The organism is Rhizobium sp. SRI_017 (assembly GCF_057586295.1).
Genome location: NZ_JBYCZP010000006.1, coordinates 286339 through 311184, shown reverse-complemented (window position 1 = coordinate 311184; position 24846 = coordinate 286339). Strand labels below are relative to the sequence as shown.

Genomic DNA, 24846 nt, shown 5'->3' with positions numbered 1-24846 from the left:
CCGTCTCCGTTCGGGTGAACACGCTGAATTCTCATATAATACCGGCGTCCTGCCTTGCAAAGGCCATTGCGAAAGTCAGGACGTCGACTTTGGTGGCTCCTGCGCGTTTCAAGGCACGCGTCGCCGCGGAGACAGTGGCACCGGTCGTGTAGACGTCGTCGATCAGAAGTATCCGCTTGCCGAAGAGTTCCGTCTTGCCCTCGGCCGTCACCTCGAAGGCACCTTTCATATTCGCCTCGCGCGCAGCCTTGCCGAGCCCCACCTGCTGGGCGGTTCGGCGTTTTCGGCGCAGGGCATTTGCCAGCATCGGCTTACCCGTTTCCGCCTCCAGCGCTCGGGCGAGATCGGCGGCCTGGTTGAAGCGGCGCGAAAAAAGGCGCCAGCGGTGCAGCGGCACGGGAATGAGGACGTCGCATTCGGCGATGACCTCCTTGCCGGCCCGCGCCATCCAGCGCGCCATCATCGGCGCCAGTTCGGTCCGGTCGCGATACTTCAGCCCATGCACAAGATGGCGGGCGACGCCGTCGAAGGTGCACACGGCCCTCAGACGGTCGAAGACAGGCGGATTGGCGATCGCCTCGGCAGACAGAAAGCCGGCACCGAGATCGTGGGCGAACGGCGTACCCAGCACCTCGCAATAGGGCCGCTCAATGAAGCCGACATCGCGCCAGCAGACTTGGCAAAGTGCACCATGCTCGGCCATCACCCGGCCGCAGCCCGGGCAGGTAGGCGGAAACAGGAAGTCCGAGGCGCGCCGCCAGCCATGCCGCGCCTTCTCGACCAGGAGCGGAGTAAAGAACGGGCGGCGCGGCTGAGGATGAAAATCCGTCATTCCTTGACAATACACCGGCCTCTGTGACTTTGCGAGAAAACGGGCAAAGAATCATGGACCACCTCTTCGACTCATCTCTCGTTGCGCAACGACGCCGGCGTGCGGCCCGCAACTTCGATCCCAAGGCGGGTTTCCTTCTCGATATCGCCGCCGAGGAGATGGCCTTCCGGCTGATGGCGGTCGAACGCCATTTCGATCGGGCTGTCGAGATCTTCGGCGGTTCGGGCGCCGTCGCGCGCGCGGCCGTGGCGACCGGCAAGATCGGCGCGATGCAGCGGGTCGATGTCACAGGCGACGCTGACGTGACAGCCAAGGATTTCGAGGATGTTCCGCTCGACGCCGACAGCGCGAACCTCGTGCTTGCGCCACTTGGGCTGCATCTCGTCAACGACCTGCCGGGCAGCCTGATCCGCATCCGCCGGGCACTGAAACCGGACGGGCTGTTCCTCGCGGCAATACCGGCAACGGGAACGCTAACCGAACTCAACGACGTGCTGCTCGAAACTGAGACGCGCCTGTTCGGTGGCGCAAGCCCCCGCGTCGCACCCTTCGGCGATGTCCGCAGCATCGGAGCGCTGCTGCAGCGGGCCGGCTTTGCATTGCCGGTCGCCGATGTCGAGACTTACACCGTGCGCTATGAATCGCTCTTCGGCCTGATGAAGGATTTGCGCGGCTTCGGCATGACCAACGCGCTCGCCAATCGTTCGCGTCGGCCGGTGTCACGGGCATTCTTCCTCGAAGCCGCAAAACTCTATGCCGAGCGCCATGGCGATCCCGATGGCCGCATCCGCGCGACCTTCGCCATCGTCTATCTCTCGGGTTGGGCGCCGCATGAAAGCCAGCCGAAGCCGCTCAAGCCGGGCTCGGCGACGGTGCGGCTGGCGGATGCGCTGAAGGGATCCAAGACCTGAAACGCAAGGAGCCCGGACGAACCGGGCTCCGAAGCGTCAGCGGTCGGCGAACAGCTCAGCAGCCGTTCTTGGTGCCGTTCGACTGGATGATGCAGACGTCGTCCGGATTCTGCTGGAGAATGCTGCGGCGGATCGTGTAGCGCTTGGTCTTGCCGTCATGCGACGGCACCGAGCCGGTGGTGATGTTGTCGTAGTCCATCGTGCTCGCCTGCATGCGGTCGGCCTTGTCGGGGGCGAGCATGGGAGTGACGATCAGTGTCAGCGCGATCGCCGCTGTTCCGAAAAGGAGAGCCATGTTGAGGGCGCCCATCCGGTTGGATCGGTCCACAACAAACTCACGCTCCGGCGTTTCCTGCCAGTGCTCTTCGTTCATTTCGTCGGTCCTGCAGAGAAATCAACTTCCTAGGTGAGATTGATTTTTGCCACACGGTTCTAAACAGAACCTTAACGGAAACAGATTCTTAACCGTCAGCCTGTGCAGAACTGTGCCCTAATTGAGCAGATCGACCAGAAACGGGATGAGAGGCTCGTCTGCGGCCGGCATCGGATAATCCCGCAGATCGCGCGTCCGGACCCACTTCACCGCCTGTCCTTCACGGCCGCGGGCGATGCCTTCATACCGCCGGCAGATGTAGAGCGGCATCAGGAGATGGAAATCTTCGTAAGCATGCGACGCAAAGGTCAGCGGCGCGAGGCAGGGCACCTGGGTGATGATCCCAAGCTCTTCCTCAAGCTCCCGGATCAGGGTCTCCTCCGGCGTTTCGCCTTGCTCGACCTTTCCACCGGGGAACTCCCAGAGCCCGGCCATCGGCTTGCCCTCGGGGCGCTGGGCAATCAGCACGCGGCGGTCTGCATCGATCAGCGCGCAGGCCGCGACCAAAACGATCTTCTTGACTTCGCTCCTGCCCACATCACTCATGCCCATGCCTCCTTTTGCCAATAGGCGTAGCTATAGGCTGTCTTGAAACCCATGGACTCGTAGAGATTGATGGCGTTGGTATTGCCGGAGAGTACCTGCAGCCAGGCCTGCCGAGCACCGCGCAGGCGCGCCCAGCGTAAGGCCGACGACACAAGCTCGCGGCCAAGACCCTGCCGCCGGACGGATTGTTCGACCACCACCTGCTGGATGCCGGCGAGATCGAAATCATGGACGCAAATGCCAACCGCGGTCGGACCTGATGGACCATCCATAAGGAACAGCCCAGCGGTGGGCTCGATGGCCAAGATGATCGAGGCGACGGTCGCTGGCGTCGTGTCACGTGCCTTGTCGATCCGAACACAGGCCTCCGCGAAGCGCTGGATGTCATGGGTCGGCAGATGATCGATGCTGGTGCCGAGATCGAGCGTGTCGAGGTCGCCGATCATCACAAGCGTATCATAGCCGCGATGCCAGCCGAGACGTTCGAGGAGCGGCGGCAGGCCAGGCGGGCAGAGCGGCGACTGCCGGATGGCAGTCGGCAGGTCATTTGCCGCGAAAGCGCGTTCGGCCGCGGCCACACGCGCTTCCATGTCGCGCTCATCGAAGGGATCGAGCGGCACGAGGCTGCTCAGCCGCTTGGAGGGATGACCGGGCGTGAGCCTGAGCTGCCAGCTTCCATCGAAACTGACCTGGGCCGCCGGCCATGCCCGGAAGCCCGCGGCCTCGAGCCGGCGTACGAGCGGCAGATAGGGCCGCTCAGCTTCTGTAGTCGCCATTGATCTCGACATATTCCTTGGTCAGGTCGCAGGTCCAGACGGTAGCTGTGCCTTGGCCGAGCCCGAGATCGACCCTGACGGGAATATCCTGCTGCTTCATCACGGCGGAGGCGGCTGCTTCCGAATAGCCGGCATCGCGCTCGCCATCGACGGCGACGCGAACATCACCGAACCAGATCTTCAAACGGTCGCGATCGGCGGGCTCACCGGCCTTGCCGACAGCCATCACCACACGGCCCCAGTTTGCGTCCTCGCCGGCCACCGCGGTCTTCACGAGCGGCGAATTGGCGATCGAAAGCGCGATACGCTTGGCGCTGGCATCGCTCTCGGCGCCGGTCACGGTAACCTCGACCATCTTGCGTGCACCTTCCCCGTCGCGCACCACCTGCAGCGCCAGATCCTTGAGCACGGCGTTGAGCGCATCGGCAAAAGCGGCTGTGTCCTCAGCGGAAGCAACGATCTTCTGGCCGCGGCTTGTCGCCGCGCCTGTGGCAAACAGCAGAAGCGTATCGGAGGTCGACGTGTCGCTATCGACGGTCACGGCGTTGAAGGTCGCGCCGACGCCTCGCGAAAGCAGTTCCTGCAGCAGCGGGGCCGGCATGTCGGCATCGGTGACGACGAAAGACAGCATCGTCGCCATGTCGGGCGCGATCATGCCGGCACCCTTGGCGATGCCGTTGATCGTTACCGTGACGCCGCCGAGTTCGGCCGAGCGGGTCGCGACCTTCGGATAGGTATCCGTGGTCATGATCGCCTTGGCGGCCTCCAGCCAGAAATCACCCTTGGCGCGACCGTTCATGTCGCCGAGCACGCCAGCGAACTTCGTCGCGTCGAGCGGCTCACCGATGACGCCGGTCGAGGCGAGGAAAACCTCTGAAGTCGAGCAACCCACCGCTTCCGCCGCCGACTGCGCTGTAAGTGTTGTGGCCTCGCGCCCCTTCTTTCCGGTGAAGGCATTGGCATTGCCGGAATTGACGACGACGGCCCGGGCCTTGCCGGCAGCGAGATTGGCGCGGCAGAAATCTACCGGAGCCGACGGGCATTTCGAACGGGTGAAAACGCCGGCAACGGTGGCCGGCTGGTCGAACACCATCATCAGCACGTCGGTGCGGTTCTTGTACTTGATTCCGGCTTCGGCCGTGGCCATGCGCACGCCATCGATGGCGGGCATATCAGGATAGGACTTCGGGGCGAGCGGGGAAACGGCGTGCGACATGGTCCTCGTCCGGTGCGTGAGCGGCAGAGATGACGGAAGCGGCACCCGCGGTCACGGGTGCCGCTGCGCAGATTACTTGGCCGGTGCCTTGTTGGCTTCGTCGTAAGCCTTCTTGAGCGCCGGGTCGTCGATTTCGATCTTGGCGGCCGACTTGGTTGCCTTCAGCACTTCCATATATTTGTCGCGCAGCACGATCTGCTTGACCTGGTCCTTGACCTGCTCGAATTCCGGCGGCGGCGCATTGCGCTTGTCCTCGACCTTGATGACATGGAAGCCGAACTGTGTCTTGATCGGCGTCTTCGAGACGTCACCCTTCTTCATTTCGAAGGCAGCCTTCTCGAATTCAGGCACCATCATGCCCTTCTTGAAATAGCCGAGATCGCCGCCATCGGACTTGTTCGGATCGGTCGACTTGGTCTTGGCGAGTTCGGCAAAATCCTTGCCTTCGCCGAGTTCCTTGATCACGGCCTTCGCTTCGTCCTCGGTCTTCACCAGAATGTGACGGGCGCGAACTTCCTCGACCGGCGGCAGCTTGGCGATTTCTGCGTCATACCGCTTCTTGATGTCGGCATCGGTAATCGTGTCGACAACATGCTTTTTGAAATACGCATTGTGCAATTCGCGATCGACGATGAATTCGAGGCGGTCCTTGAATTCCTTCGTGTCTTCGATCTTCTCGGCGCGGGCCTTCTCGGCGATCAACTTCGCATCGATGACGGTCGACAGTGCGGCAAGCTTCTTCTGGTCGTCGGGAAGCTGGGCGAGCTGGGGATCGAGGTTGTCGATCGCCAGAGAGAGATCGGACTGCGTCACTTCGACACCGTCGATCTTGGCGATCACCGAATCCTTGGCGTCTTCCGCCAGCGCGGGAAGGGTCATTCCCGTAAGCGCGACGAGCGCGGCGGCGGCAATCAGCTTGTTGCGGGACATAGACAGACCACTTTCCTGTTGTGAGAAATTCGGGTCCGGGATTTGCATTTTTCAGGTCAAAAGGCAATCGGAAAAGCGAGACTTCGACCTGTTCCCGTTGACATGCAAGAGCCCCCCTCTTATCTGTCTCGCAGCTTTGGCAGCGTGAATATAGACGCTCGCTAGTACGTCTTTTGTCGGGTTTAGCCGTTTCCACGGCAAGCAACTCGAACTGAATCTTGGAAAGGACCATACAGATGGTCAGTCTCGGCGGTATCGCCCGCAAACTGTTCGGCTCCTCTAACGAACGCCGCGTCAAGTCCTACAGGCCTCGTGTCGAACAGATCAATGCGCTCGAGCCGCAGATGAAGGCGCTTTCCGATGCAGAGCTCCGGGCCAAGACCGACGAGTTCAAGGCGGCTTTGGCAGCAGGAAAGTCGCTCGACGACATCCTGAACCCCGCCTTCGCCGTGGCCCGCGAAGCCGCCCGTCGCGCACTCGGCATGCGGCCCTTCGATGTCCAGCTCATCGGCGGCATGATCCTCAACGACAATTCGATCGCCGAAATGAAGACCGGCGAAGGCAAGACACTGGTCGCGACACTTCCTGTCTATCTCAATGCGCTGACCGGCAAGGGCGTGCATGTCGTCACTGTCAACGACTATCTCGCCCAGCGCGACTCGGCCCAGATGGGCCAGGTCTACAGCTTCCTCGGCCTCACCACCGGCGTGATCGTGCACGGCATCAGCGACGACGAACGCCGCACCGCCTATGCCTGCGACGTGACCTACGGCACCAATAATGAACTCGGCTTCGATTATCTCCGCGACAACATGAAGTTCGAGAAGAAACAGATGGTCCAGCGCGGCCACAATTATGCGATCGTCGACGAAGTGGACTCGATCCTGGTCGACGAGGCGCGTACGCCGCTGATCATCTCTGGCCCGCTCGAAGACAAATCCGATCTTTACATGCTGATCGACGCTTTCATCCCGCAGCTCGATACCACAGACTACGAAATCGACGAGAAGCAGCGCTCGGCAAATTTCTCGGAGACCGGCACCGAGAAGCTGGAAGGCCTGCTGCGCGCAGCCGGCCACCTCAAGGGTGAGTCGCTCTATGACGTAGAGAACGTGGCGATCGTCCACCACGTCAACAATGCGCTCAAGGCCCACAAGCTCTTCACCGTCGACAAGGACTATATCGTCCGCAATGACGAAATCGTCATCATCGACGAGTTTACCGGCCGCATGATGCCGGGCCGCCGCTTCTCCGAAGGCCTGCACCAGGCGCTCGAAGCCAAGGAAAAGGTCTCTATCCAGCCCGAAAACCAGACGCTGGCCTCGGTGACCTTCCAGAACTATTTCCGCATGTATTCCAAGCTCGCCGGCATGACCGGTACGGCGTCGACCGAGGCGGAGGAATTCGGCAACATCTACGGTCTCGAGGTCGTGGAAGTCCCGACCAACCTGCCGATCAAACGTATCGACGAGGATGACGAGGTCTACCGGACCTTCGAAGAGAAGTACAAGGCGATCATCGCAGACATCCTGGATTCCGCCAAGCGCGGCCAGCCGGTACTCGTCGGCACAACGTCTATTGAAAAGTCCGAATATCTTGCCGAGCGCCTGCGCAAGGAAGGTTTCACGGATTTCAAGGTCCTCAATGCGCGCTACCACGAGCAGGAAGCCTTCATCGTCGCCCAGGCCGGCGTGCCTGGCGCGATAACGATCGCCACCAACATGGCGGGCCGCGGTACCGACATCCAGCTCGGCGGCAACCCCGACATGCGGATCCAGCAGGAACTCGGTGACGTCGAGCCCGGCGCGGAGCGCGACGCCCGTGAGGCGAAGATCCGGGAGGAAGTTCAGGTGCTGAAGAGCAAGGCGATCGCTGCAGGCGGTCTCTACGTTCTCGCCACCGAGCGCCACGAAAGCCGCCGCATCGACAACCAGCTCCGCGGCCGTTCCGGCCGCCAGGGCGACCCGGGCCGCTCGAAGTTTTTCCTGTCGCTGCAGGACGACCTGATGCGCATCTTCGGGTCCGAGCGCATGGACACGATGCTGGTGCGGCTCGGCCTCAAGGAAGGCGAGGCGATCGTGCATCCCTGGATCAACAAGGCGCTCGAACGCGCGCAGAAGAAGGTCGAAGCCCGCAACTTCGACATCCGCAAGAACCTGCTCAAGTTCGACGACGTTCTGAACGACCAGCGCAAGGTGATCTACGAACAGCGTCTCGAGCTGATGGACGCGACCAGTGTTACCGAAATGGTCGAGGACATGCGTGAGGAAGTGATCCAGTCGATTACGCCGCGCTTCATGCCCGAGCGCGCCTATGCCGAACAATGGGATGTCAAGGGACTCCGCGAGGAAGTGCTCAAGACGCTCAATCTCGACCTGCCGATCGATGAGTGGGCGGCCGAGGAAGGCATTGCGGAAGAAGAGATTTCCGCCCGCATCCGCGCTGCCGTCGACGAGGAAGTGAAGGAAAAACGCGAGCGCTTTGGCGAAGAGCTGATGAACTATGTCGAGCGCTCGGTGCTTCTGCAGACCCTCGACGGCCTGTGGCGTGACCATATCGTCAATCTCGATCACCTGCGCTCCGTGGTCGGCTTCCGCGGCTACGGCCAGCGTGATCCGCTGCAGGAATACAAGCAGGAAGCCTTCGAACTGTTCCAGGCGCTGCTCGCCAACCTGCGCAATACGGTTGTCAGCCAGCTGATGCGCGTCGAGCTGGTGCAGAATGCGCCGCCGATGGAAGACCTTCCGGAGATGGAAGGCCATCACTTCGACGCCACCACCGGCGAGGATGACTTCCTCGAGGGCACGCCGATATCAGGCAGCATGTTTGCCGCGAGCGACGCGACCCGCAACCCGAACGATCCGTCGAGCTGGGGCGAGGTCGGCCGCAACGAGCCATGCCCCTGCGGTTCGGGCAAGAAGTTCAAGCATTGCCACGGCGCCTACCAGGCGGCCTAAATTTGCTGTTAACAATTATGTGAAGGCCCCATCGGGCGACTTTCAGCCTGCTGACAAACCCGTCGATCTTTTCGGCGGGTTTTGTTTTGGGGTGGCTCGCGTCAGGGGGAAGATTGGCGGTGCACGATGTGCTGCAATTCGTGCTCGGCGGCAGTCCGATCTGCGGGGCGGCGACTGGCATACAAGCGCCCTTACTCCGCGGCTTGCGGATTGGATGCCTCCCGACGCTTTCGCTCTACCTGGTGAAGCGCCGAATTGGGGTCTTCGTCCGCATTCTCGCTAGCCCGCCGCTCGAGGAGTTGCTTTAGCTCCCGCAATTCCTTTTCATCCAATCGCTCGATGCCGATGAACCGGTTCTGCGCGTTTCGGCTCGTCAGGATCAGTTCATCGAGCTTGGCCTGCAGCGCCTCGCTGTCCCGATTTTGCGAGTTCTGCAGCACGAATATCATCAGGAAAGTGATGATGGTGGTGCCGGTATTGATGACGAGCTGCCAGACTTCCGAGAAGTCGAAGAAGGGACCGGATATCGCCCAGACAACCACCAAAGTCAGAGCAGCGATGAAAGTGACGGGCTTGCCCATAGCGTGCGATGTGGCGGACGCAAATTTCGAGAACATGGCGTGCATTGGAACTTCTCCTGGGGCACCGTTCGTATCCGGGATGAAGCTCATGCAAGCAGCAAAATTCAACGCCGGACAACGCGCCAATCAACGCGCTGCAGGCCGCCGGAGTTCCTCGATCGCCACCGGGCTGGCTTATCTCCGATCGAGTGGTCTGCCGGCCACCCTAGCGCTTGTGCGCCGCGTCGGTACGGGCCTTGAGATCACGGAGTGTCGTCAGTTCCAGCTCCGTCGGCGCCGCTGTTTCCTCAAGTGTCTCGGCGTATTTCACCGGCCAGCCGCAGGTCTCCTGCACCTGTTCACGGGTGACGCCCGGATGGAGCGAAACGACCGTGAATTCCTTGGTCGTCGGGTCGGGCCTCCAGACCGCGAGGTCGGTGATCAACAGCGTCGGCCCCTTCGTCGTGATGCCGAGCCGTTCGCGGTGATCGCCGCCCTCGCCGTGGCCAAAGGAGGTGTAGAAATCGATCTTGTCGACCATGCCTCGTTTGGACTGCACCATGGTGATGTAGATCTCGCCGCAGGAGGTCGCGATCTCCGGCGCGCCGCCCCCGCCGGGCAGGCGGGTCTTTGGGTGGTGATAGTCGCCGATAACGGTCGTGTTGATATTGCCGAAGCGATCGAGCTGGGCGGCGCCAAGAAAGCCGATGGTGATACGGCCGCCCTGCAGCCAATAGCGGAACATTTCCGGCACCGAGACAGTGGTCACCGCCGTCTCGCAAAGTTCGCCGTCGCCGATCGACAACGGCAGCACATCCGGCTTGGTGCCGATCGTGCCGCTTTCATAGATCAGCGTGATTTCGGGCGCATGGGTAAGACGGGCGACATTGCAGGCAGCCGAGGGCGCACCGATTCCGACAAAGCAGACATCGCTGTTGGAAAGTGCACGCGCGGCGGCAATCGTCATCATCTCGTTGGAATTGAAGCTCCGGCTTGGGGTCTCGGCGCTCATTTCGCCCTCCTCAGATTCTCGACGCGGCGGGCAAAATCCTCGACGCCCGACTCCATCACGTTTTTCTGCATCCAGTCCCGGAAGCGGTCGCGGTCGGCGGCAATCTCGTCCCATTCGAGATAGGACGCATTGTCGCGCTCATAATAGCCGTGCGCATAGGATGGATGCGATCCGCCCGGCACGACGGAAATCGCCGTGACCGTCCAGGCCGGCAGAACGGTGAGGTTCGGATGCATGCCCTCGAAATCCTCGACCACTTCCTCGACGGTGACGACGGCGCGCTTTGCCGCCAGCACTGCTTCCTTCTGGATGCCGACAATGCCCTCGACCAGCACATCGCCCTTCTTGTTGGCCTTCTGCGCATGGATGAAGGTCACATCCGGCCGCATCGACGGGATTGCCGCAAGCACCTCTCCCGTGAAGGGGCAGGTGATCGACTTGATGTTCGGATTGACGGCGGCAAGGCCGGCACCGCGATAACCGCGGAAGATCGCGCAGGGCAGACCGGACGCGCCCGCCTCATAGGCATTGGCCATGGCCGCGTGGCTGTGTTCTTCCGTCTCGATTGCCTGCGGCCAGCCATTCTCGACGGCATCGCGCAGGCGTCGCAGAAGCCCCACGCCGGGATTGCCGGCATAGGAGAAGATCACCTTCTTCGCCATGCCCATCCCGATCATCTGATCGTAGATCAGGTCGGGCGTCATGCGGATGAGTGTCAGATTGCGAAACCCTTGCCGGATCGCCTCATGGGCAGCGGCCGTCGGGATGAGGTGCGTGAAGCCCTCGAAAGCCACGCTGTCGCCGTCATGCAGGTTCTCGGCGACGGCCTGCTTGAGCGGCATGAACTTAGCCAATTGTCCATCCTCCAGATTTCCAAATGTTCGTATTGCGAACAATTGTTTTGTATGCGATACTATTCACTGAAATTGGGACGACTGTCAATCCTCCGCCTCCCCATGCGGTGGGCAGGAGAATTTCATGGAGAACGACCAGCGTGACATCGTCGGCTCGCTCGGCAAGGGCCTTGTCGTCATGGAAATCCTCGCTGGCCATCCCGCTGGCATGACGCTCACCGAGATGGCCGCAAAAGCGGAGATGACCCGCGCCGGCGCGCGTCGCTTCCTGCTGACTCTGGTCGACAGCGGCTATGCGATCCAGCAGGATCGGCGCTTCCTGCTGTCGCCGCGCCTGCTGACGGTCGCGCGGACCTGGCTGCAGGGCGCCTCGCTCTGGACCCATGCCGAGCCCTTCCTCCGGCACGTCGCGGAGAAGTTCAACGAATCGAGTTCGGCGGCGGTTCTGTCGGGCGAAGACATCGTCTACGTCGCCCGCATTCCCGGTCGACATATCCTGAGCGTCGCGCTTCATGTCGGCACGCGGCTTCCGGCATGGTGCACCTCTATGGGCCGGGTCCTGCTGTCGGATCTGCCGCCGACCGATCTCCGCACCTTCCTTGCCTCCGCCAAGATCGTGGCACACACGACGAAGAGCATCACCGATCCCGCAAAGCTGGAGCACGAAATCGCGCGAGTGGCCGAGGAGGGGTTTGCCATCATCGACGAGGAACTCGAACTCGGCCTACGATCGATCGCCGTCCCGATTCGCGACCGCGTGGGCAAGATCGTCGCAGCCATCAACATTTCCACCCAGTCGTCACGCTTCTCACCGGAGGAGATGAGGGAACTGATCCTGCCGTCGCTCAAGGACGCAGCAAGTTCGATCGAGAACTATTTCGTGGTCCAGTAGCGGCGCTATACAATCGCATAACATGCATTGAGCCGCACTCGCTCGCTTTTCGTGCATCTGCCTGCGACGGCGGCAATGAAGCGGTGACGACCGATCGCTTGGTCGCCAAGCGCATCCATGCAGCCTTCTGTCTTTGACAAGTCAGCTAAAATAGGACTTCCTTGCAAATCAGCTGCGGTGAAGTCGGGTAACTCGGTGATGTCATTCCGACGGGTTAAGGGCGGCGCCGCGGGGAGCATGATGGGAACCTAATGAAGAAGCGCCTCTTTGCAGTGGCTCTTGCCGCGTTGATCCCCGCCACCGGCATGCTCATCTACAACGAGGTTTGGTACCGCGCACAGCGCAGTGCCGAGATCCACAGTCAGGCATTGCAGGACTCTCGACAAGTAGCCTCGGAAGTTGATCGCATCTTCGAGGGCGTCCGGAGCCTGTTGATTGCAACTTCGGCCATACCGTCGATCACCGGGGACGAGACCACGCGCTGCAATTCAGTGCTGGCGGAGATCGCCAACGCGGTTCAATCCGTCGCCTCGATTTCCATGGTCGGCCCTGACGGCATCGTTCTGTGCTCCAGCGTCCCGCAACGAAACGGCATTAGCGTCGCCGACCGGGCCTATTTCCACGAAGCGCTCCAGTCTGACCAGTTCGTCATCGGCGGATATACCAAAGGCCGCATCACCGGCTCGGACGTGCTGCCGATGGCAAAATCGGTGCGGCGCGAGGGGAAATTGCGGGGCATCCTGGTTATGGGGCTCAAATTGGGCTGGCTGCAAGCGCGCATACAGGAACGCGGCATGCTTTCGGACAGGATTATTACCATCGTTGACCGGGACGGCTTTGTTATCGTCCGGGCTCCGCCGCTTCCCAATGTGATCGGGACGAAGATCGCCTCGGATTTCATGCATCTCCTGCATGCACCGCGACCAGGTACGCTCGAAGCCACGAGCCGCGACGGCATCCAACGCATTATCGGCTATCAACCTGTTTCCGAGGACAGCCCGCTCTACATTTCCGCCGGCCTGTCGAAGCAAGCTGCGTTCGAACCGGTAAACCGGGGTACGCTGATGGCCGCGCTGCTCATCATCTTGAGTGGCATGCTCGCCGCGGCTGCCGCGGTCTTCGTCGGCGACCGTTTCATCATGAGGCCGATCAGCGATATCGTCTCCGTCATCGGGCGATGGGCGGACGGCGACATCGCCGTTCGCACCGGCATGCGTGGTCAATACGGCGAAATCGGCAATGTCGGCGCCGCAGTCGACGAGTTGCTGGACGAGCTCGAACGACGCCGCGCTCAGGCTGAAGAAGCCGAGTCCGCGCGTATCTTCCTGAGCCGGGAACTGTCCCATCGCGTGAAGAACACGCTCTCTGTCGTCCAGGCGATCGCCCGGCAGACCTTCAGCAAGATCGTGCCGCCGCAGGCGATCGAAACCTATTCGATTCGGGTCCGCGCGTTGGCCGGGGCCTATGACACGCTCTTGGCTGAGCAGCGGGAGAGCGCTGACATTATCGACGTCATTAAGCTCGCCGTCGCGCCACATCACGAGCCCGGCGACAACAGGTTCCGGCTGGACGGACCAACGATTTCACTGCCGCCCAAAGCCGTGGCCGCTCTGTCGCTGGTCCTGCATGAGCTTGCGACCAACGCGACAAAATATGGAGCCTTGAGCAACCTGACCGGTCATGTCGAGCTGACGTGGCGCGAGGAAGACGAACGGATTCATGTCGACTGGACGGAGCACGGCGGCCCCTCCGTCACGAAGCCTGAGCGCGAGGGTTTCGGCACCAAAGTCGTCTCCCGCGCCTTCACCCCGGAATTCGAGGCGAAGGTGGCCTTCGACTATCGTCCCGAAGGCCTTTGCTTCAGTCTGATTTTCAAGTCAGTCACCGCGCCCGCGGCATAGACGTCGTCTAGACGATGCCGCCGCCCGAGCCGGTCACTGCCGGCCGCTTGTCCGAGACCTTGCCGCGATAGCCCGAGGCGCGATAGGCCACAACCGGCTGGACGGCACCGCCCTTTTCGAGTCGCGCCATGGCGAGGATCGGCTCGACATCAGTGCGAAACGCCTGCTTCAGCGTCTCATAGGCCAGAAGGGCGTCATTGCCGTCCTGATGGGCCGACAGCGCCTTACGATCGACGATCAGCGCCTGGGCATAAGCACGGCAGACTTCCATCGCCGAGGTCATCAGGCTTTCGATCGGGTCGGTGACATTGTGCGACTGGTCGAGCATATGCGCCGGATTGAAGCCATCGGCGTTGGAAAGTTCGGCATCCGCCAACTCGTTGAAGACGAGGAACAGGCGATATGGATCGATCGAACCGGTATCGAGATCATCATCGCCATATTTCGAATCGTTGAAATGGAAGCCGCCGAGCTTCTTGAACTGGATCAGGCGAGAAACGATCATTTCGATATTGACGTTCGGCGCATGATGGCCGAGGTCGACGAGGCAATAGGCCTTGGGGCCGAGTTCCTGAGCGATGAGATAGTTCGAACCCCAGTCCTGCACCACGGTCGAATAGAAGGCTGGCTCATACATCTTGTGCTCGGTGAAGATGCGCCAGTCGTCCGGGAGTTCCTTGTAGACCGTCTTCATGGCGTCAAGATAGCGCTCGAAGGCACGGGCGAAATGGCTCTGGCCGGGGAAATTGGAGCCATCGCCGACCCAGACCGTCAACGCCTTCGATCCGAGTTGCTTGCCGATTTCGATACACTCGATGTTGTGATCCACCGCCTGCCGGCGCGTGCCGCCGTCGGCATGGCTGAGCGACCCGTAGCGATAGGAGAGCCGCTGCTGCGGCTGATCCTGGAACGTGTTCGAGTTCATCGCATCGAAGCCGAGGCCGAGGTCGTCGCCCTTCTGCTTGAGCTCGCTGATATCGGGCACCTTGTCCCAGGGGATGTGGAGCGAGACAGTCGGCGTGGCGCGGGTCAGTTCGTTGATGACGGAGCAATCTTCCATCTTGTCGAAGATGTGCCTGGGCTCTCCAGTGCCGGGGAAGCGGGCAAAACGCGTGCCGCCGGTACCGACGCCCCAAGAGGGGACGGCCACGCCATAGGCGGCGACCTTTTTCTTGACCCAGTCGATATCGACTCCACGTCGCGCCAGGACTTCGCCAAGATGGGCGTAGTCGGACTTCAGCGCCGCGAGCGCCTTTTCGTTGGTGGCGCCGATGACAGATTCTTCGATCATGCCCATGGTGTTCCCTCACAATTCCGTTTGTACGACGGCATGAGAACCCCTCATCCGGCCTTCGGCCACCTTCTCCCCAAGGGGAGAAGCGGGGTGCCATATACTCGCCTTCAATTCTTCGCTGCCGCTACTTTTGGCACGGCAGACCCCTAGTTCCCGCTTCTCCCCCTGGGGAGAAGGTGGCCCGAAGGGCCGGATGAGGGGTTCCCATACCACTCGCGCGTTGCTGGTTACCGCGTAAACGCCTGCACATTCCCGGCATCGACATTGACGATATTGCCCGTCGACTTGGACGACAGCTCGGAGGCGAAGAAGTAGATCGCCTCGGCAATATCTTCCGGGAAGACCGAGCGCTTGAGCATGGACCGCTGGCGATACATCTCTTCCAGGCCATCCTTGTCGGTCTGGTAGGTCGAGGCGCGCTGGGTCAGCCATTCGCCCGACCAGATTTTTGAACCGCGCAGGACGGCATCCGGGTTGACCACGTTGACGCGGATGCCCTCGGACGCGCCTTCAAGGGCCAGGCACCGGGCAAGGTGAATCTCCGACGCCTTCGCCGTGCAATAGGCCGCCGCGTTCGGCGAGGCGGCAAGGCCGTTCTTGGAGGCGACGAAGACGACGGAGCCGCCGGTCTTCTGCCGCTTCAGCAGCTTGAAGGCTTCGCGGGAGACCAGGAAATAGCCGGTCGAAAGAATGGCCATGTTCTTGTTCCAGAGCTCGAGCGTGGTGTCCTCGATCGGCGCGGAAGACGCGATTCCGGCATTGGAAACGACGATATCGGCGCCGCCGAATTCCACAGCCATATCGGCGTAGGCAGCGGCGACGGCCTCCTCATCTGTCACGTTCATCTCAACCGTGCGCACAACATCGCCGGTGAAGCGATTGGCGAGGCCCTCCGCGGCATCTTTCAGCGCCGCCGCGTCGATGTCGGCGAGCATGACGCAGGCGCCTTCCGAAAGCAGGCGCGCAGCCGTGGCCGCACCGATGCCGCCGGCGCCACCGGTGACGATCGCCACTTTGCCGGCCAGCGACTTCGGCTTCGGCATGCGTTGCAGCTTCGCCTCCTCGAGCAGCCAGTACTCGATGTCGAAAGCTTCCTGTTCAGGCAGTCCCATATAGGTTGAGACCGAGGACGAACCGCGCATGACGTTGATCGCATTGACATAGAATTCGCCCGAGATGCGGGCCGTCGCCTTGTCCTTGGCAAAGGTGATCATGCCGACGCCCGGCACCAGATAGACGACCGCATTCGGGTCGCGGATCCCAGGTGAATTGTCGTGTTTGCAGCGCTCGTAATACGCCTTGTAGCCCTCCCGATACTCGGCAACAGCGGCGTCGAGGCCGGCCAGCGTCTTGACGATATCTGGATTGGCAGGATCAAAATCGATCACCAGCGGGCGGATCTTGGTGCGCAGGAAGTGGTCGGGGCAGGATGTGCCGAGCGCTGCGAGAGCTTCGAGATTGTTGGACGAGACGAATTCGAGCACGGCAGCGCCGTCGTCGAAATGACCGACTTTGGCTTCCGCGGCCGAGATCATACCGCGGATGACCGGCATTAACGCTGCAGCGACTTCGCGGCGCTGATCCTCGGGCAGAGCGTGGAATTTCTGGCCGCCGAAAACCGGCCCGGCTATCTTGGCCTCGAACCAGGCAATCGCCTTGTTGATGATTTCGATCGTGGTGAGATAGCTCTCCTCGGCGGTATCGCCCCAGGTGAACAGGCCATGGCTTTCGAGCACGACGCCCCGCGCGCTGGGATTTTCCTCGCAGAACTTGCCGAGCCACAGGCCGAGCTCGAAGCCCGGGCGCTTCCAGGGCAACCAGCCAATCTCGCCGCCGAAGATCTCCTGCGTCAGTTCCTTGGAATTCTTGGACGCGGCAATCGCGATGATCGCATCGGGATGCATGTGGTCGACATGGACGCGCGGCACATAGGCATGCAGCGGCGTATCGATCGAGGCGGCGCGCGGATTGAGGTTGAAGGTGCAATGGGTGAGGTAGTCCACCATCTCGTCTTCGAATTCGACGCCGCGATAGATGTTTTTCAGGCTCTTGAGCTTGTCCATATAGAGCGTGGCAAAGCCATCGCGCTTGATGGTGCCGACATCGCCACCCGAACCCTTGACCCACATGACCTCGACCATCTGGCCCGTCAGCGGATCCTTTTCCATCACCTTGGCCGAGGTGTTGCCGCCGCCGTAATTGGTGATTCTCTTGTCGGAGCCGAGCAGATTGGAGCGGTAGATCAGGCGTTCCGGCTCGGTCATGCCCGATGCCTTCGCCTTGTCCCACAGATTCTCAAGGCGTGCGCCACCGCGTTGCTCGGTCATTGCAGTCTCCTCCAGAAACGATTGGCCGCGCCCGGGGACGCGGTTAAGCTTTGACCGATCAAATCACATGAGATCGGCGATCTGTCAATCACAAACGATCAAAATCAGTCATATTGCGCTGCACAATGAATTATTATGAGCGGACGTGATTGACACTGCGCGAAATTGATGGAAGCATTAACGCAATGGGAGGGACCATGCACGAGAAAGAGCGCCATCGGATCATCATATCCGCGGTACAGGAAAAGCCGGTCGTCACCGTCACCGAACTGGTGGAATTGACCGACAGCTCCGAGGCCACGATCCGACGCGACATTGCGGCTCTGCATGTCCAGAAGAAGCTGCGCCGCGTCCGTGGCGGCGCCGAGGCGCTCCATCCGCCGCAGTTCGTCGGTCTTGCCGGCCGGCCGTTCTCCGTCAGCGAAACGATCAATTCCCGCCAGAAACAAATCATCGCCCGCGAAGCCGTGGCGCTCTGCGAGGATGGCGACGCGATCATCATCAATGGCGGCACGACGACGTTCCAGATGGTGCATTTCCTGGTGAACCGCCGCATGCAGGTCTTCACCAATTCGTTCCCGATCGCCGAGCATCTGGTCAAGCATTCCAAGAACACGGTAATGGTCTCGGGCGGCGTGATCTATCGCGAGCAGAGCGTCATCCTCTCGCCCTTCGACAATGACGTGACGCGCAATTTCTATGCGCACCGCATGTTCATGGGTGCCTCGGGCCTCGGGCCACTCGGCCTGATGGAAACCGACCCGCTGCTGATCCAGGCCGAACAGAAGCTCATCGACCAGGCCGACGACCTGATCGTGCTGGTCGACTCGTCGAAATTCAACAAGCGCTCCAGCCTCATCCTGTGCGGATTGAAGCGGATCGCCACCGTCATCACAGATTCCGGCATCGAGGACAGACACGCCGCGATGCTCGAAGCCGCCGGCGTCAAACTCGTCGTCGCCGGCAATGCAGAAACCGTTGTCGAGAAAACCACGGTCCGTTCCTGAGGAGGGAACACCGGGGATTGGTTTAAACCCAGGGAGGATTAAATGGGTATCGTGAAGAAACTACTGGTGACCGCCGCTGTTGCGACGGCCCTCATGGCCAATGTCGCGCATGCTGAAAACAAGAAGATCGCACTCGTCGTCAAGGCGCTGGGCATCGGCTTCTTCGACGCCGCCAACAAGGGCGCACAGGAAGCGGCCAAGGAACTCGGCGATGTCGAGATCATCTATACCGGCCCGACGACGACCACCGCAGAAGGCCAGATCGAAGTGATCAACTCGCTGATCGCCCAGAAGGTCGACGCGATCGCCGTCTCGGCCAATGACGCCGACGCCCTCGTTCCGGCGCTGAAGAAGGCCATGGACCGCGGCATCAAGGTCATTTCCTGGGACTCCGGCGTTGCCAAGGACGGCCGCCAGCTGCATCTCAACCCGTCGTCCAACCCGCTGATCGGCAACATGATCATCAAGCTCGCTGCCGACAACTTGCCTGAAGGCGGCGAAGTGGCCGTGCTTTCGGCGACCGCGACGTCGACCAACCAGAACACCTGGATCGCCGAAATGAACAAGGTGCTGGGCAACTACAAGGGCATCACCGTCGTCGACACCGTCTATGGTGACGACCTCGCCGACAAGTCCTATCGCGAGACCCAGGGCCTGATCCAGAAATACCCGAACCTCAAGGCGATCATCGCACCGACCTCGGTCGGCATCGTCGCTGCAGCGCAGGCTGTCACCGACGCCGGCAAGATCGGCCAGATCAACGTCACCGGTCTCGGTCTCCCCTCCGAAATGGCCGGCCATGTGAAGTCGGGCGCTTCCAAGTCCTTCGCGATCTGGAACCCGATCGACCTCGGCTATTCGGCCGCGATGCTGTCCTATTCGCTGATCAACGGTGCCGAAGTCAAGCCGGGCGCCGAGATCAAGATGGGCCGCATGGGCTCGCTGAAGCTCGACGACAACCTCGAAGGCGCAATGTCCGACCCGTTCGTCTACGACGCCAAGAATGTCGAAGAGTTCGCCAAGATCTTCTGATCTGGACAACGGCAATCGCCCGGCTCCCTTGGGAGTCGGGCGCTCGAGTTTACCCCCCTCTGCCCTGCCGGGCATCTCCCCCTCAAGGGGGGAGATTCGATGGAGCACTGCTCTGCCTCTCGCATGGCCGCTGCCAAGGATGCGACGGCAATGGTGGGGCGCCGAACGTGCCACCGGCGAATCTCCCCCCTTGAGGGGGAGATGTCCGGCAGGACAGAGGGGGGTACATCACACCCACAAAGCCCGACGAACCCATGGACGCGATGACACCTTCACTGCCAGCCACGATCACGCTTTCCGGGATCTCCAAATCCTTCCCGGGCGTGAAGGCTTTGAGCGGCGTTTCGCTCTCGCTCCATCCCGGCGAAGTGACCGCGCTGGTCGGCGAAAACGGCGCCGGCAAGTCGACGCTCGTCAAGGTGCTGACCGGCATCTATCAGGCGGACGAAGGCGAGATCACCTTCGAAGGCCAGCCGGTGAACTTCCCCTCCGCGCATGCGGCATTGAAGGCGGGCATCACCGCCATCCATCAGGAGACCGTGCTCTTCGACGAGCTGTCGGTCGCCGAGAACATCTTCATCGGCCACCAACCCCGCAACCGCTTCGGGCTGATCGACTGGCCGAAAATGTACGAGCTTTCCCGCGACCTGCTGGAGAAGGCCGGCGCGAAGATCGATCCCAAGACCCGCCTTCGCGACCTTGCCATCGCCTCGCGCCATTTGGTTGCCATCGCCCGCGCGCTGTCCGTCGATGCCCGCGTCGTCATCATGGACGAGCCCACCGCCGCGCTGTCGCACAAGGAGATCGGCGAGCTCTACGAACTGGTCGAGCGCCTGAAGGCCTCGGGCAAGGCGATCCTGTTCATCTCCCACAAGTTCGACGAAATCTTCCGCATCGCCGACCGCTACACCGTCTTCCGCGACGGCCAGATGGTTGGCGCCGGCCTGATCCGCGAGACCGACGAGGACCAGCTCGTCCGCCTGATGGTCGGCCGCGACATCGGCCAGGTTTTTCCCAAGAAGGACGTCGCGATCGGCGCGCCAGTGCTGACTGTCACGGGCTACTGTCACCCCACTGAATTCGAAGACATCGGCTTCGAACTCCGCCGCGGCGAAATCCTTGGCTTCTATGGCCTGATCGGCGCCGGCCGTTCGGAGTTCATGCAGGCGCTGTTCGGTATCACCAAGCCCTCCAAGGGTGCGATCAAGATCGACGGCGAGGTGGCGGTCATCCGCACACCGAATGAAGCGGTCGCCAAGGGCATCGTCTACGTGCCGGAAGAACGCGGCCGGCAAGGCGCCGTGATTGGCATGCCGATCTTCCAGAATGTGACGCTGCCGTCGCTGGAGCGCACCTCGCGCCGCGGCTTCCTTGATATGGCCGAGGAGTTCCGCCTTGCCCGCGAATACACCTCACGGCTCGACCTCCGCGCCGCCTCGCTCGATCAGGATGTCGGCACGCTCTCGGGCGGCAACCAGCAGAAGGTGGTGATCGCCAAATGGCTGGCGACCAAGCCGAAGGTCATCATCCTCGACGAACCGACCAAGGGCATCGATATCGGCTCCAAGGCCGCCGTCCATGAATTCATGAGCGAACTCGCCGGCGCCGGCCTCGCCGTCATCATGGTGTCCTCGGAAATCCCCGAAATCATGGGCATGTCCGACCGGGTCATCGTCATGCGCGAAGGACGGATCGTCGCCGAATATCCGCGCGAGGGGCTGACCGCCGAAAAGCTGGTCCGGGCGGCGGCCGGCATGAGGGAGCAGGCCATAGGGGAGCCAGCATGAGCACATTCCTGAAATATCGCGAGCTGCAGCTTCTGGCCGCCATCGTCGCGCTGATCATGCTGATCTCGCTCCGCGTGCCGGGCTTCGCCTCCCCGGCCAGTCTCGGCAATGCCTATAACGACACGTCGATCCTGATCATCCTGGCGCTCGGCCAGATGTGCGTGATCCTGTCGAAATGCATCGACCTTTCGATGGCGGCCAATCTCGCGCTCTGCGGCATGGTCTCGGCCATGCTGAATGCGTCCTATCCCGGCATTCCCGTGCCGCTCCTGCTGCTCACGGTCATCGTGCTCGGTGCGGCGCTCGGCTCGATCAACGGCCTGCTTGTCTGGAAGCTCAACATGCCGCCCATCGTCGTCACGCTCGGCACGATGACGATCTTCCGTGGCTCCATCTTCCTCTTGAGCGACGGCAAATGGGTCAACGCCCACCAGATGTCGGCCGCCTACAAGTCCTTCCCGCGAGACGCATTCCTCGGCATGCCGGTGCTGAGCTGGATTTCCATCTTGGCCATCGTGCTGATGTTCGTGCTGATCGGCCGGGCCGCCCTCGGCCGCGCCTTCTTCGCCGTCGGCGGCAATGCCAATGCAGCCATCTATGCCGGTATCGATCCCGGTCGCACCCGTTTCCTCGCCTTCGTCCTGTCCGGTGCGCTTTCGGGCATTGCCGGCTATCTCTGGGTGTCGCGATACGCGGTCGCCTATGTCGATATCGCCCTCGGTTTCGAGCTCGACGTCGTCGCGGCCTGCGTGATCGGTGGCGTCTCGATCGCCGGCGGCATCGGCTCGGTGCCGGGCGCGGTGCTCGGCGCGCTCTTCCTCGGCGTGATCAAGAATGCGCTGCCGGTCATCCATGTCTCGCCCTTCTGGCAGCTCGCGATTTCAGGCAGCGTCATCATCATCGCCGTCGCCTTCAATGCCCGCGCCGAGCGCAAGAAGGGCCGCGTTATCCTGAGACGAGCGGAGGCCGCCGCATGACCACTGTTAACCTCACGCCCCGCCAGATTCCGGACCGGCTGAAGAGCCCGGCCGAACGCGCGTTGAAAAGCTGGGAAAGCCTGCTCTTCGTGGTGATGGTGGCGATCTTCATCGTCAATTCCTTCGCCTCGCCCTATTTCCTCGATCCCTGGAATCTCTCCGACGCGACCTTCAACTTCACCGAAAAAGCTCTGGTAGCGCTGGCGCTTTCGCTGGTCATCATATCCGGCGAGATCGACCTTTCGGTCGCCTCGATCATCGCGGTGTCCTCGACGATGATGGGGACTGCCATGCAATATGGCGCCGGCCCGACAGAACTCGTGCTGGTCGGCATGGCCACCGGCCTCGCCTGCGGCGCCATCAATGGCTGGCTGGTCACCGGTCTCGGCCTGCCCTCGATCGTCGTCACCATCGGCACGATGAGCCTGTTCCGCGGCATCGCCTACATCATCCTCGGCGACAAGGCCTATACCGGCTATCCCAGCGAATTCGCCTATTTCGGCCAGGGTTATGTCTGGTGGGTCTTCTCATTCGAGCTCGTGCTCTTCGTGGTGATGGCCATCCTGTTCTACATCCTGCTCCACCGCACCAGCTTCGGCCGCCGCGTCTATGCGATCGGCAACAACCCGACGGCTGCCCTGTTCTCCGGCGTCCGTGTGGCGCGGGTCAAATTCATCCTCTTCCTGCTGACGGGCCTGATGAGCGGCATCGCAGCGGTCTGCCTAACCTCGCGCTTGGGCTCCACCCGCCCATCGATCGCCACCGGCCTCGAGCTCGAAGCCGTGACCATGGTCGTGCTCGGCGGCATCAATATCAATGGCGGTTCCGGCAGCATCCCCGGCATCGTCCTCGCCGCCATCATCATGGGCCTGGTCACCTTCGGCTTCGGCCTGCTCAATGTGCCCGGCATCGTCATGTCGATTTTCATCGGCCTGCTCTTGATCCTGGTCATCGGCGTGCCGATGATCGCGGGCCGGATCAGTGGACGGCGCAAGGCGGCGGGCGGGCATTGAGGGAGGGATTGCGCATGACGGCAAGACCCCTCCCCAACCCCTCCCCACAAGGGGGAGGGGCTAACCGGGCCGCTTCGCTTGTGCCTCACTTGAGGCAGGAGGACGCCACGAGTCTTCTCCCCCCTTGTGGGGGAGATGGCTGGCAGGCGAGAGAGGGTCTTCTTGCACCGTCGTCGGAGACGTCGAGGCCATGACCCCAATCCGCAACGTCGCCGTCATCGACGTCGGCAAGACCAATGGCAAGGTGGCGCTGTTCGATGTCGTCGAGGGCCGTGAGAGCCATGTCCATTCGACAGCAAACACAGTGCTGAAGGACGGCCCCTACCCGCATTACGATATCGAAGGCCTCTGGAATTTCTTCCTGGCGAGCCTTCGCGAGATCGGCGCCAAGGAGCGCATCGACGCCATCGCAATCACAGCGCATGGCGCTTCGATCACGCTCGTCGATGCGGAGAGCAATCTAGCCCTGCCGATGCTGGATTACGAATTCGACGGCCCAGACACGCTGAAGGCCGAGTACGACGCCGTGCGTCCGCCCTTTTCGGAAACCGGATCGCCGCGCCTCGTCTGCGGCCTCAATGTCGGCGCCCAGCTCTTCTGGCAGGCCAAGACCTTTCCGGACGATTTCGCCCGCGTCACCTCGATCATCCCCTACCCGCAATATTGGGCGATGCGGCTGACCGGCATCCGCGCATCGGAAGCGACATCGATCGGCGCCCATGCCGATCTCTGGAATCCTTACGCCAAGGACTTTTCCTCCCTTGTCGACCGCATGGACTGGCGCAAGCTTATGCCGCCCGTCGGCAGCGCCTTCGACATTCTGGGAACTCTCAAGGCCGAAATCGCCGCCGCAACCGGCCTGCCCGCGACCACGCTGGTCTTCAGTGGCATCCATGATTCGAACGCTTCGCTGCTCACCCATCTCCAGTCTGACGATCCACCCTTCTCCGTCGTTTCCACCGGCACCTGGGTCATCTGCTTCTCGGTCGGCGGTAGGCAGATCGCGCTGGACGAAGCACGCGACACGCTGATGAATGTCAACGCCTTCGGCGATCCGGTGCCGTCTGCTCGCTTCATGGGCGGCCGCGTCTTCGCCATGCTGGAGGCCGATCCGAAGGCGGAGATCACGCAAACCGATCGCGATGCCATCTTCGACGGCGGTGTCATGCTGCTGCCTGCGGTTCCTGATGATTCCGGCCCCTTCGTCGGTCGCAAGGGCGGATGGAAAGGCGATCCCAAAACGCTCACGCCTGGCGGCTATCTCTATGCCGTCTCGCTCTATCTCGGCATGATGACTTCAGTATCGCTCGAACTGATCGGCGCGGATGGACCGGTCGTGGTCGAAGGACCGCTTGCCGCCAATACGACGTTTCTCGAAACCTTGCAGGCCGTGACCGGCCGCTCGGTCATGACCGGCGGCTCCGGTGTGACAGGCACCTCGGCCGGAACGGCACTCCTTGCCCTCGGGCGCGACGCCCGCATCGCCTCGCACAGCAAGGTCTCAACCCTCTCTCCCGACCCACGGATCGCCGCCTACGCGGCCGAATGGCGACAAATTTCGGAAAATGCACAGGGTTAACATACGCCTGTCTCACATGGTTAAGCGCGAATTAACCCTCCCCCGCTAATCTCGCAGCATCCCGAACTGC

21 protein-coding genes are annotated in these 24846 nt (G+C 61.7%); 10 read left to right on the top strand and 11 right to left on the bottom strand.

The features are described from left to right. Window positions 1-31: 31 nt before the first annotated feature. Window positions 32-832, bottom strand: a complete 801-nt coding sequence (locus AC2YI2_RS16355; RefSeq protein ID WP_487387546.1) for a ComF family protein — start codon at window positions 830-832, stop codon at window positions 32-34. Between the two features lie 53 nt (window positions 833-885). Here AC2YI2_RS16355 and AC2YI2_RS16350 point away from each other — a divergent pair, with 53 nt between their 5' ends. Continuing rightward, window positions 886-1743 (top strand): methyltransferase domain-containing protein, encoded by an 858-nt coding sequence (locus tag AC2YI2_RS16350; protein WP_487387545.1) that lies wholly within the window; start codon window positions 886-888, stop codon window positions 1741-1743. A gap of 55 nt (window positions 1744-1798) precedes the next feature. Here the strand turns inward: AC2YI2_RS16350 and AC2YI2_RS16345 are convergent, their stop codons facing one another. From AC2YI2_RS16345 to AC2YI2_RS16325, 5 genes are all read right to left on the bottom strand, one after another. Next, window positions 1799-2116 (bottom strand): hypothetical protein, encoded by a 318-nt coding sequence (locus tag AC2YI2_RS16345; protein WP_487387544.1) that lies wholly within the window; start codon window positions 2114-2116, stop codon window positions 1799-1801. 117 nt (window positions 2117-2233) lie between these two features. Then, window positions 2234-2662 (bottom strand): 8-oxo-dGTP diphosphatase MutT, encoded by a 429-nt coding sequence (mutT, locus tag AC2YI2_RS16340; protein ID WP_487387543.1) that lies wholly within the window; start codon window positions 2660-2662, stop codon window positions 2234-2236. Beyond that, the gene (locus tag AC2YI2_RS16335; RefSeq protein ID WP_487387542.1) at window positions 2659-3438 is read right to left on the bottom strand and encodes a GNAT family N-acetyltransferase; all 780 of its coding nucleotides are present in this window, start codon (window positions 3436-3438) and stop codon (window positions 2659-2661) included. The genes mutT and AC2YI2_RS16335 overlap by 4 nt, the downstream gene beginning before the upstream one ends. Further along, entirely contained in the window at window positions 3419-4654 is a 1236-nt protein-coding gene (argJ, locus tag AC2YI2_RS16330) for a bifunctional glutamate N-acetyltransferase/amino-acid acetyltransferase ArgJ (protein ID WP_487387541.1), read from the bottom strand. Before argJ ends, AC2YI2_RS16335 begins: the two co-directional genes overlap by 20 nt. A 72-nt stretch (window positions 4655-4726) precedes the next feature. Next, complete coding sequence (locus tag AC2YI2_RS16325) at window positions 4727-5584, bottom strand: peptidylprolyl isomerase (protein ID WP_487387540.1); 858 nt, start codon at window positions 5582-5584, stop codon at window positions 4727-4729. 236 nt (window positions 5585-5820) lie between these two features. Here AC2YI2_RS16325 and secA point away from each other — a divergent pair, with 236 nt between their 5' ends. After that, window positions 5821-8541: a preprotein translocase subunit SecA gene (gene secA / locus AC2YI2_RS16320; protein WP_487387539.1), complete on the top strand. Its 2721-nt coding sequence runs from the start codon at window positions 5821-5823 to the stop codon at window positions 8539-8541. Window positions 8542-8732: 191 nt separating this feature from the next. On the opposite strand, the gene AC2YI2_RS16315 is transcribed toward secA, so the two are convergent. The 3 genes from AC2YI2_RS16315 to AC2YI2_RS16305 all read right to left on the bottom strand — a co-directional run bounded on the left by AC2YI2_RS16315 (window position 8733) and on the right by AC2YI2_RS16305 (window position 10967). Further along, window positions 8733-9167, bottom strand: coding sequence for a low affinity iron permease family protein (locus AC2YI2_RS16315; protein ID WP_487387538.1), 435 nt, complete (start codon window positions 9165-9167; stop codon window positions 8733-8735). A gap of 160 nt (window positions 9168-9327) precedes the next feature. Beyond that, window positions 9328-10113, bottom strand: a complete 786-nt coding sequence (locus tag AC2YI2_RS16310; RefSeq protein WP_487387537.1) for a CoA-transferase subunit beta — start codon at window positions 10111-10113, stop codon at window positions 9328-9330. Beyond that, window positions 10110-10967, bottom strand: a complete 858-nt coding sequence (locus AC2YI2_RS16305; RefSeq protein WP_487387536.1) for a CoA transferase subunit A — start codon at window positions 10965-10967, stop codon at window positions 10110-10112. The genes AC2YI2_RS16310 and AC2YI2_RS16305 overlap by 4 nt, the downstream gene beginning before the upstream one ends. A gap of 124 nt (window positions 10968-11091) precedes the next feature. Between AC2YI2_RS16305 and AC2YI2_RS16300 the strand changes: the two genes are divergently transcribed. Then, the gene (locus AC2YI2_RS16300) at window positions 11092-11859 is read left to right on the top strand and encodes an IclR family transcriptional regulator domain-containing protein (protein ID WP_487387535.1); all 768 of its coding nucleotides are present in this window, start codon (window positions 11092-11094) and stop codon (window positions 11857-11859) included. A 251-nt stretch (window positions 11860-12110) separates the two neighbouring features. Continuing rightward, window positions 12111-13760 (top strand): cache domain-containing protein, encoded by a 1650-nt coding sequence (locus AC2YI2_RS16295; RefSeq protein ID WP_487387534.1) that lies wholly within the window; start codon window positions 12111-12113, stop codon window positions 13758-13760. A gap of 7 nt (window positions 13761-13767) precedes the next feature. Here AC2YI2_RS16295 and rhaI read toward each other — a convergent pair whose 3' ends face one another. Beyond that, on the bottom strand, window positions 13768-15057 hold the full coding sequence (gene rhaI, locus AC2YI2_RS16290) for an L-rhamnose catabolism isomerase (RefSeq protein ID WP_487387533.1): 1290 nt from the start codon (window positions 15055-15057) through the stop codon (window positions 13768-13770). Window positions 15058-15281: 224 nt separating this feature from the next. Next, the gene (locus tag AC2YI2_RS16285) at window positions 15282-17381 is read right to left on the bottom strand and encodes a bifunctional rhamnulose-1-phosphate aldolase/short-chain dehydrogenase (RefSeq protein ID WP_487387532.1); all 2100 of its coding nucleotides are present in this window, start codon (window positions 17379-17381) and stop codon (window positions 15282-15284) included. Window positions 17382-17578: 197 nt separating this feature from the next. Here AC2YI2_RS16285 and AC2YI2_RS16280 point away from each other — a divergent pair, with 197 nt between their 5' ends. The 6 genes from AC2YI2_RS16280 to AC2YI2_RS16255 all read left to right on the top strand — a co-directional run bounded on the left by AC2YI2_RS16280 (window position 17579) and on the right by AC2YI2_RS16255 (window position 24776). Then, window positions 17579-18388, top strand: a complete 810-nt coding sequence (locus AC2YI2_RS16280; protein WP_487387531.1) for a DeoR/GlpR family DNA-binding transcription regulator — start codon at window positions 17579-17581, stop codon at window positions 18386-18388. A 42-nt stretch (window positions 18389-18430) separates the two neighbouring features. Further along, window positions 18431-19420: a rhamnose ABC transporter substrate-binding protein gene (gene rhaS / locus AC2YI2_RS16275; protein ID WP_487387530.1), complete on the top strand. Its 990-nt coding sequence runs from the start codon at window positions 18431-18433 to the stop codon at window positions 19418-19420. 254 nt (window positions 19421-19674) lie between these two features. Further along, window positions 19675-21207: a sugar ABC transporter ATP-binding protein gene (locus AC2YI2_RS16270; protein WP_487387529.1), complete on the top strand. Its 1533-nt coding sequence runs from the start codon at window positions 19675-19677 to the stop codon at window positions 21205-21207. Then, the gene (locus AC2YI2_RS16265) at window positions 21204-22184 is read left to right on the top strand and encodes an ABC transporter permease (protein ID WP_487387528.1); all 981 of its coding nucleotides are present in this window, start codon (window positions 21204-21206) and stop codon (window positions 22182-22184) included. Before AC2YI2_RS16270 ends, AC2YI2_RS16265 begins: the two co-directional genes overlap by 4 nt. After that, window positions 22181-23197 carry an ABC transporter permease gene (locus AC2YI2_RS16260; RefSeq protein ID WP_487387527.1) on the top strand — a complete coding sequence of 339 codons (1017 nt, stop codon included), beginning with the start codon at window positions 22181-22183 and terminating at the stop codon, window positions 23195-23197. Before AC2YI2_RS16265 ends, AC2YI2_RS16260 begins: the two co-directional genes overlap by 4 nt. Before the next feature lie 190 nt (window positions 23198-23387). After that, on the top strand, window positions 23388-24776 hold the full coding sequence (locus tag AC2YI2_RS16255; protein WP_487387526.1) for an FGGY-family carbohydrate kinase: 1389 nt from the start codon (window positions 23388-23390) through the stop codon (window positions 24774-24776). Window positions 24777-24846 lie beyond the last annotated feature (70 nt).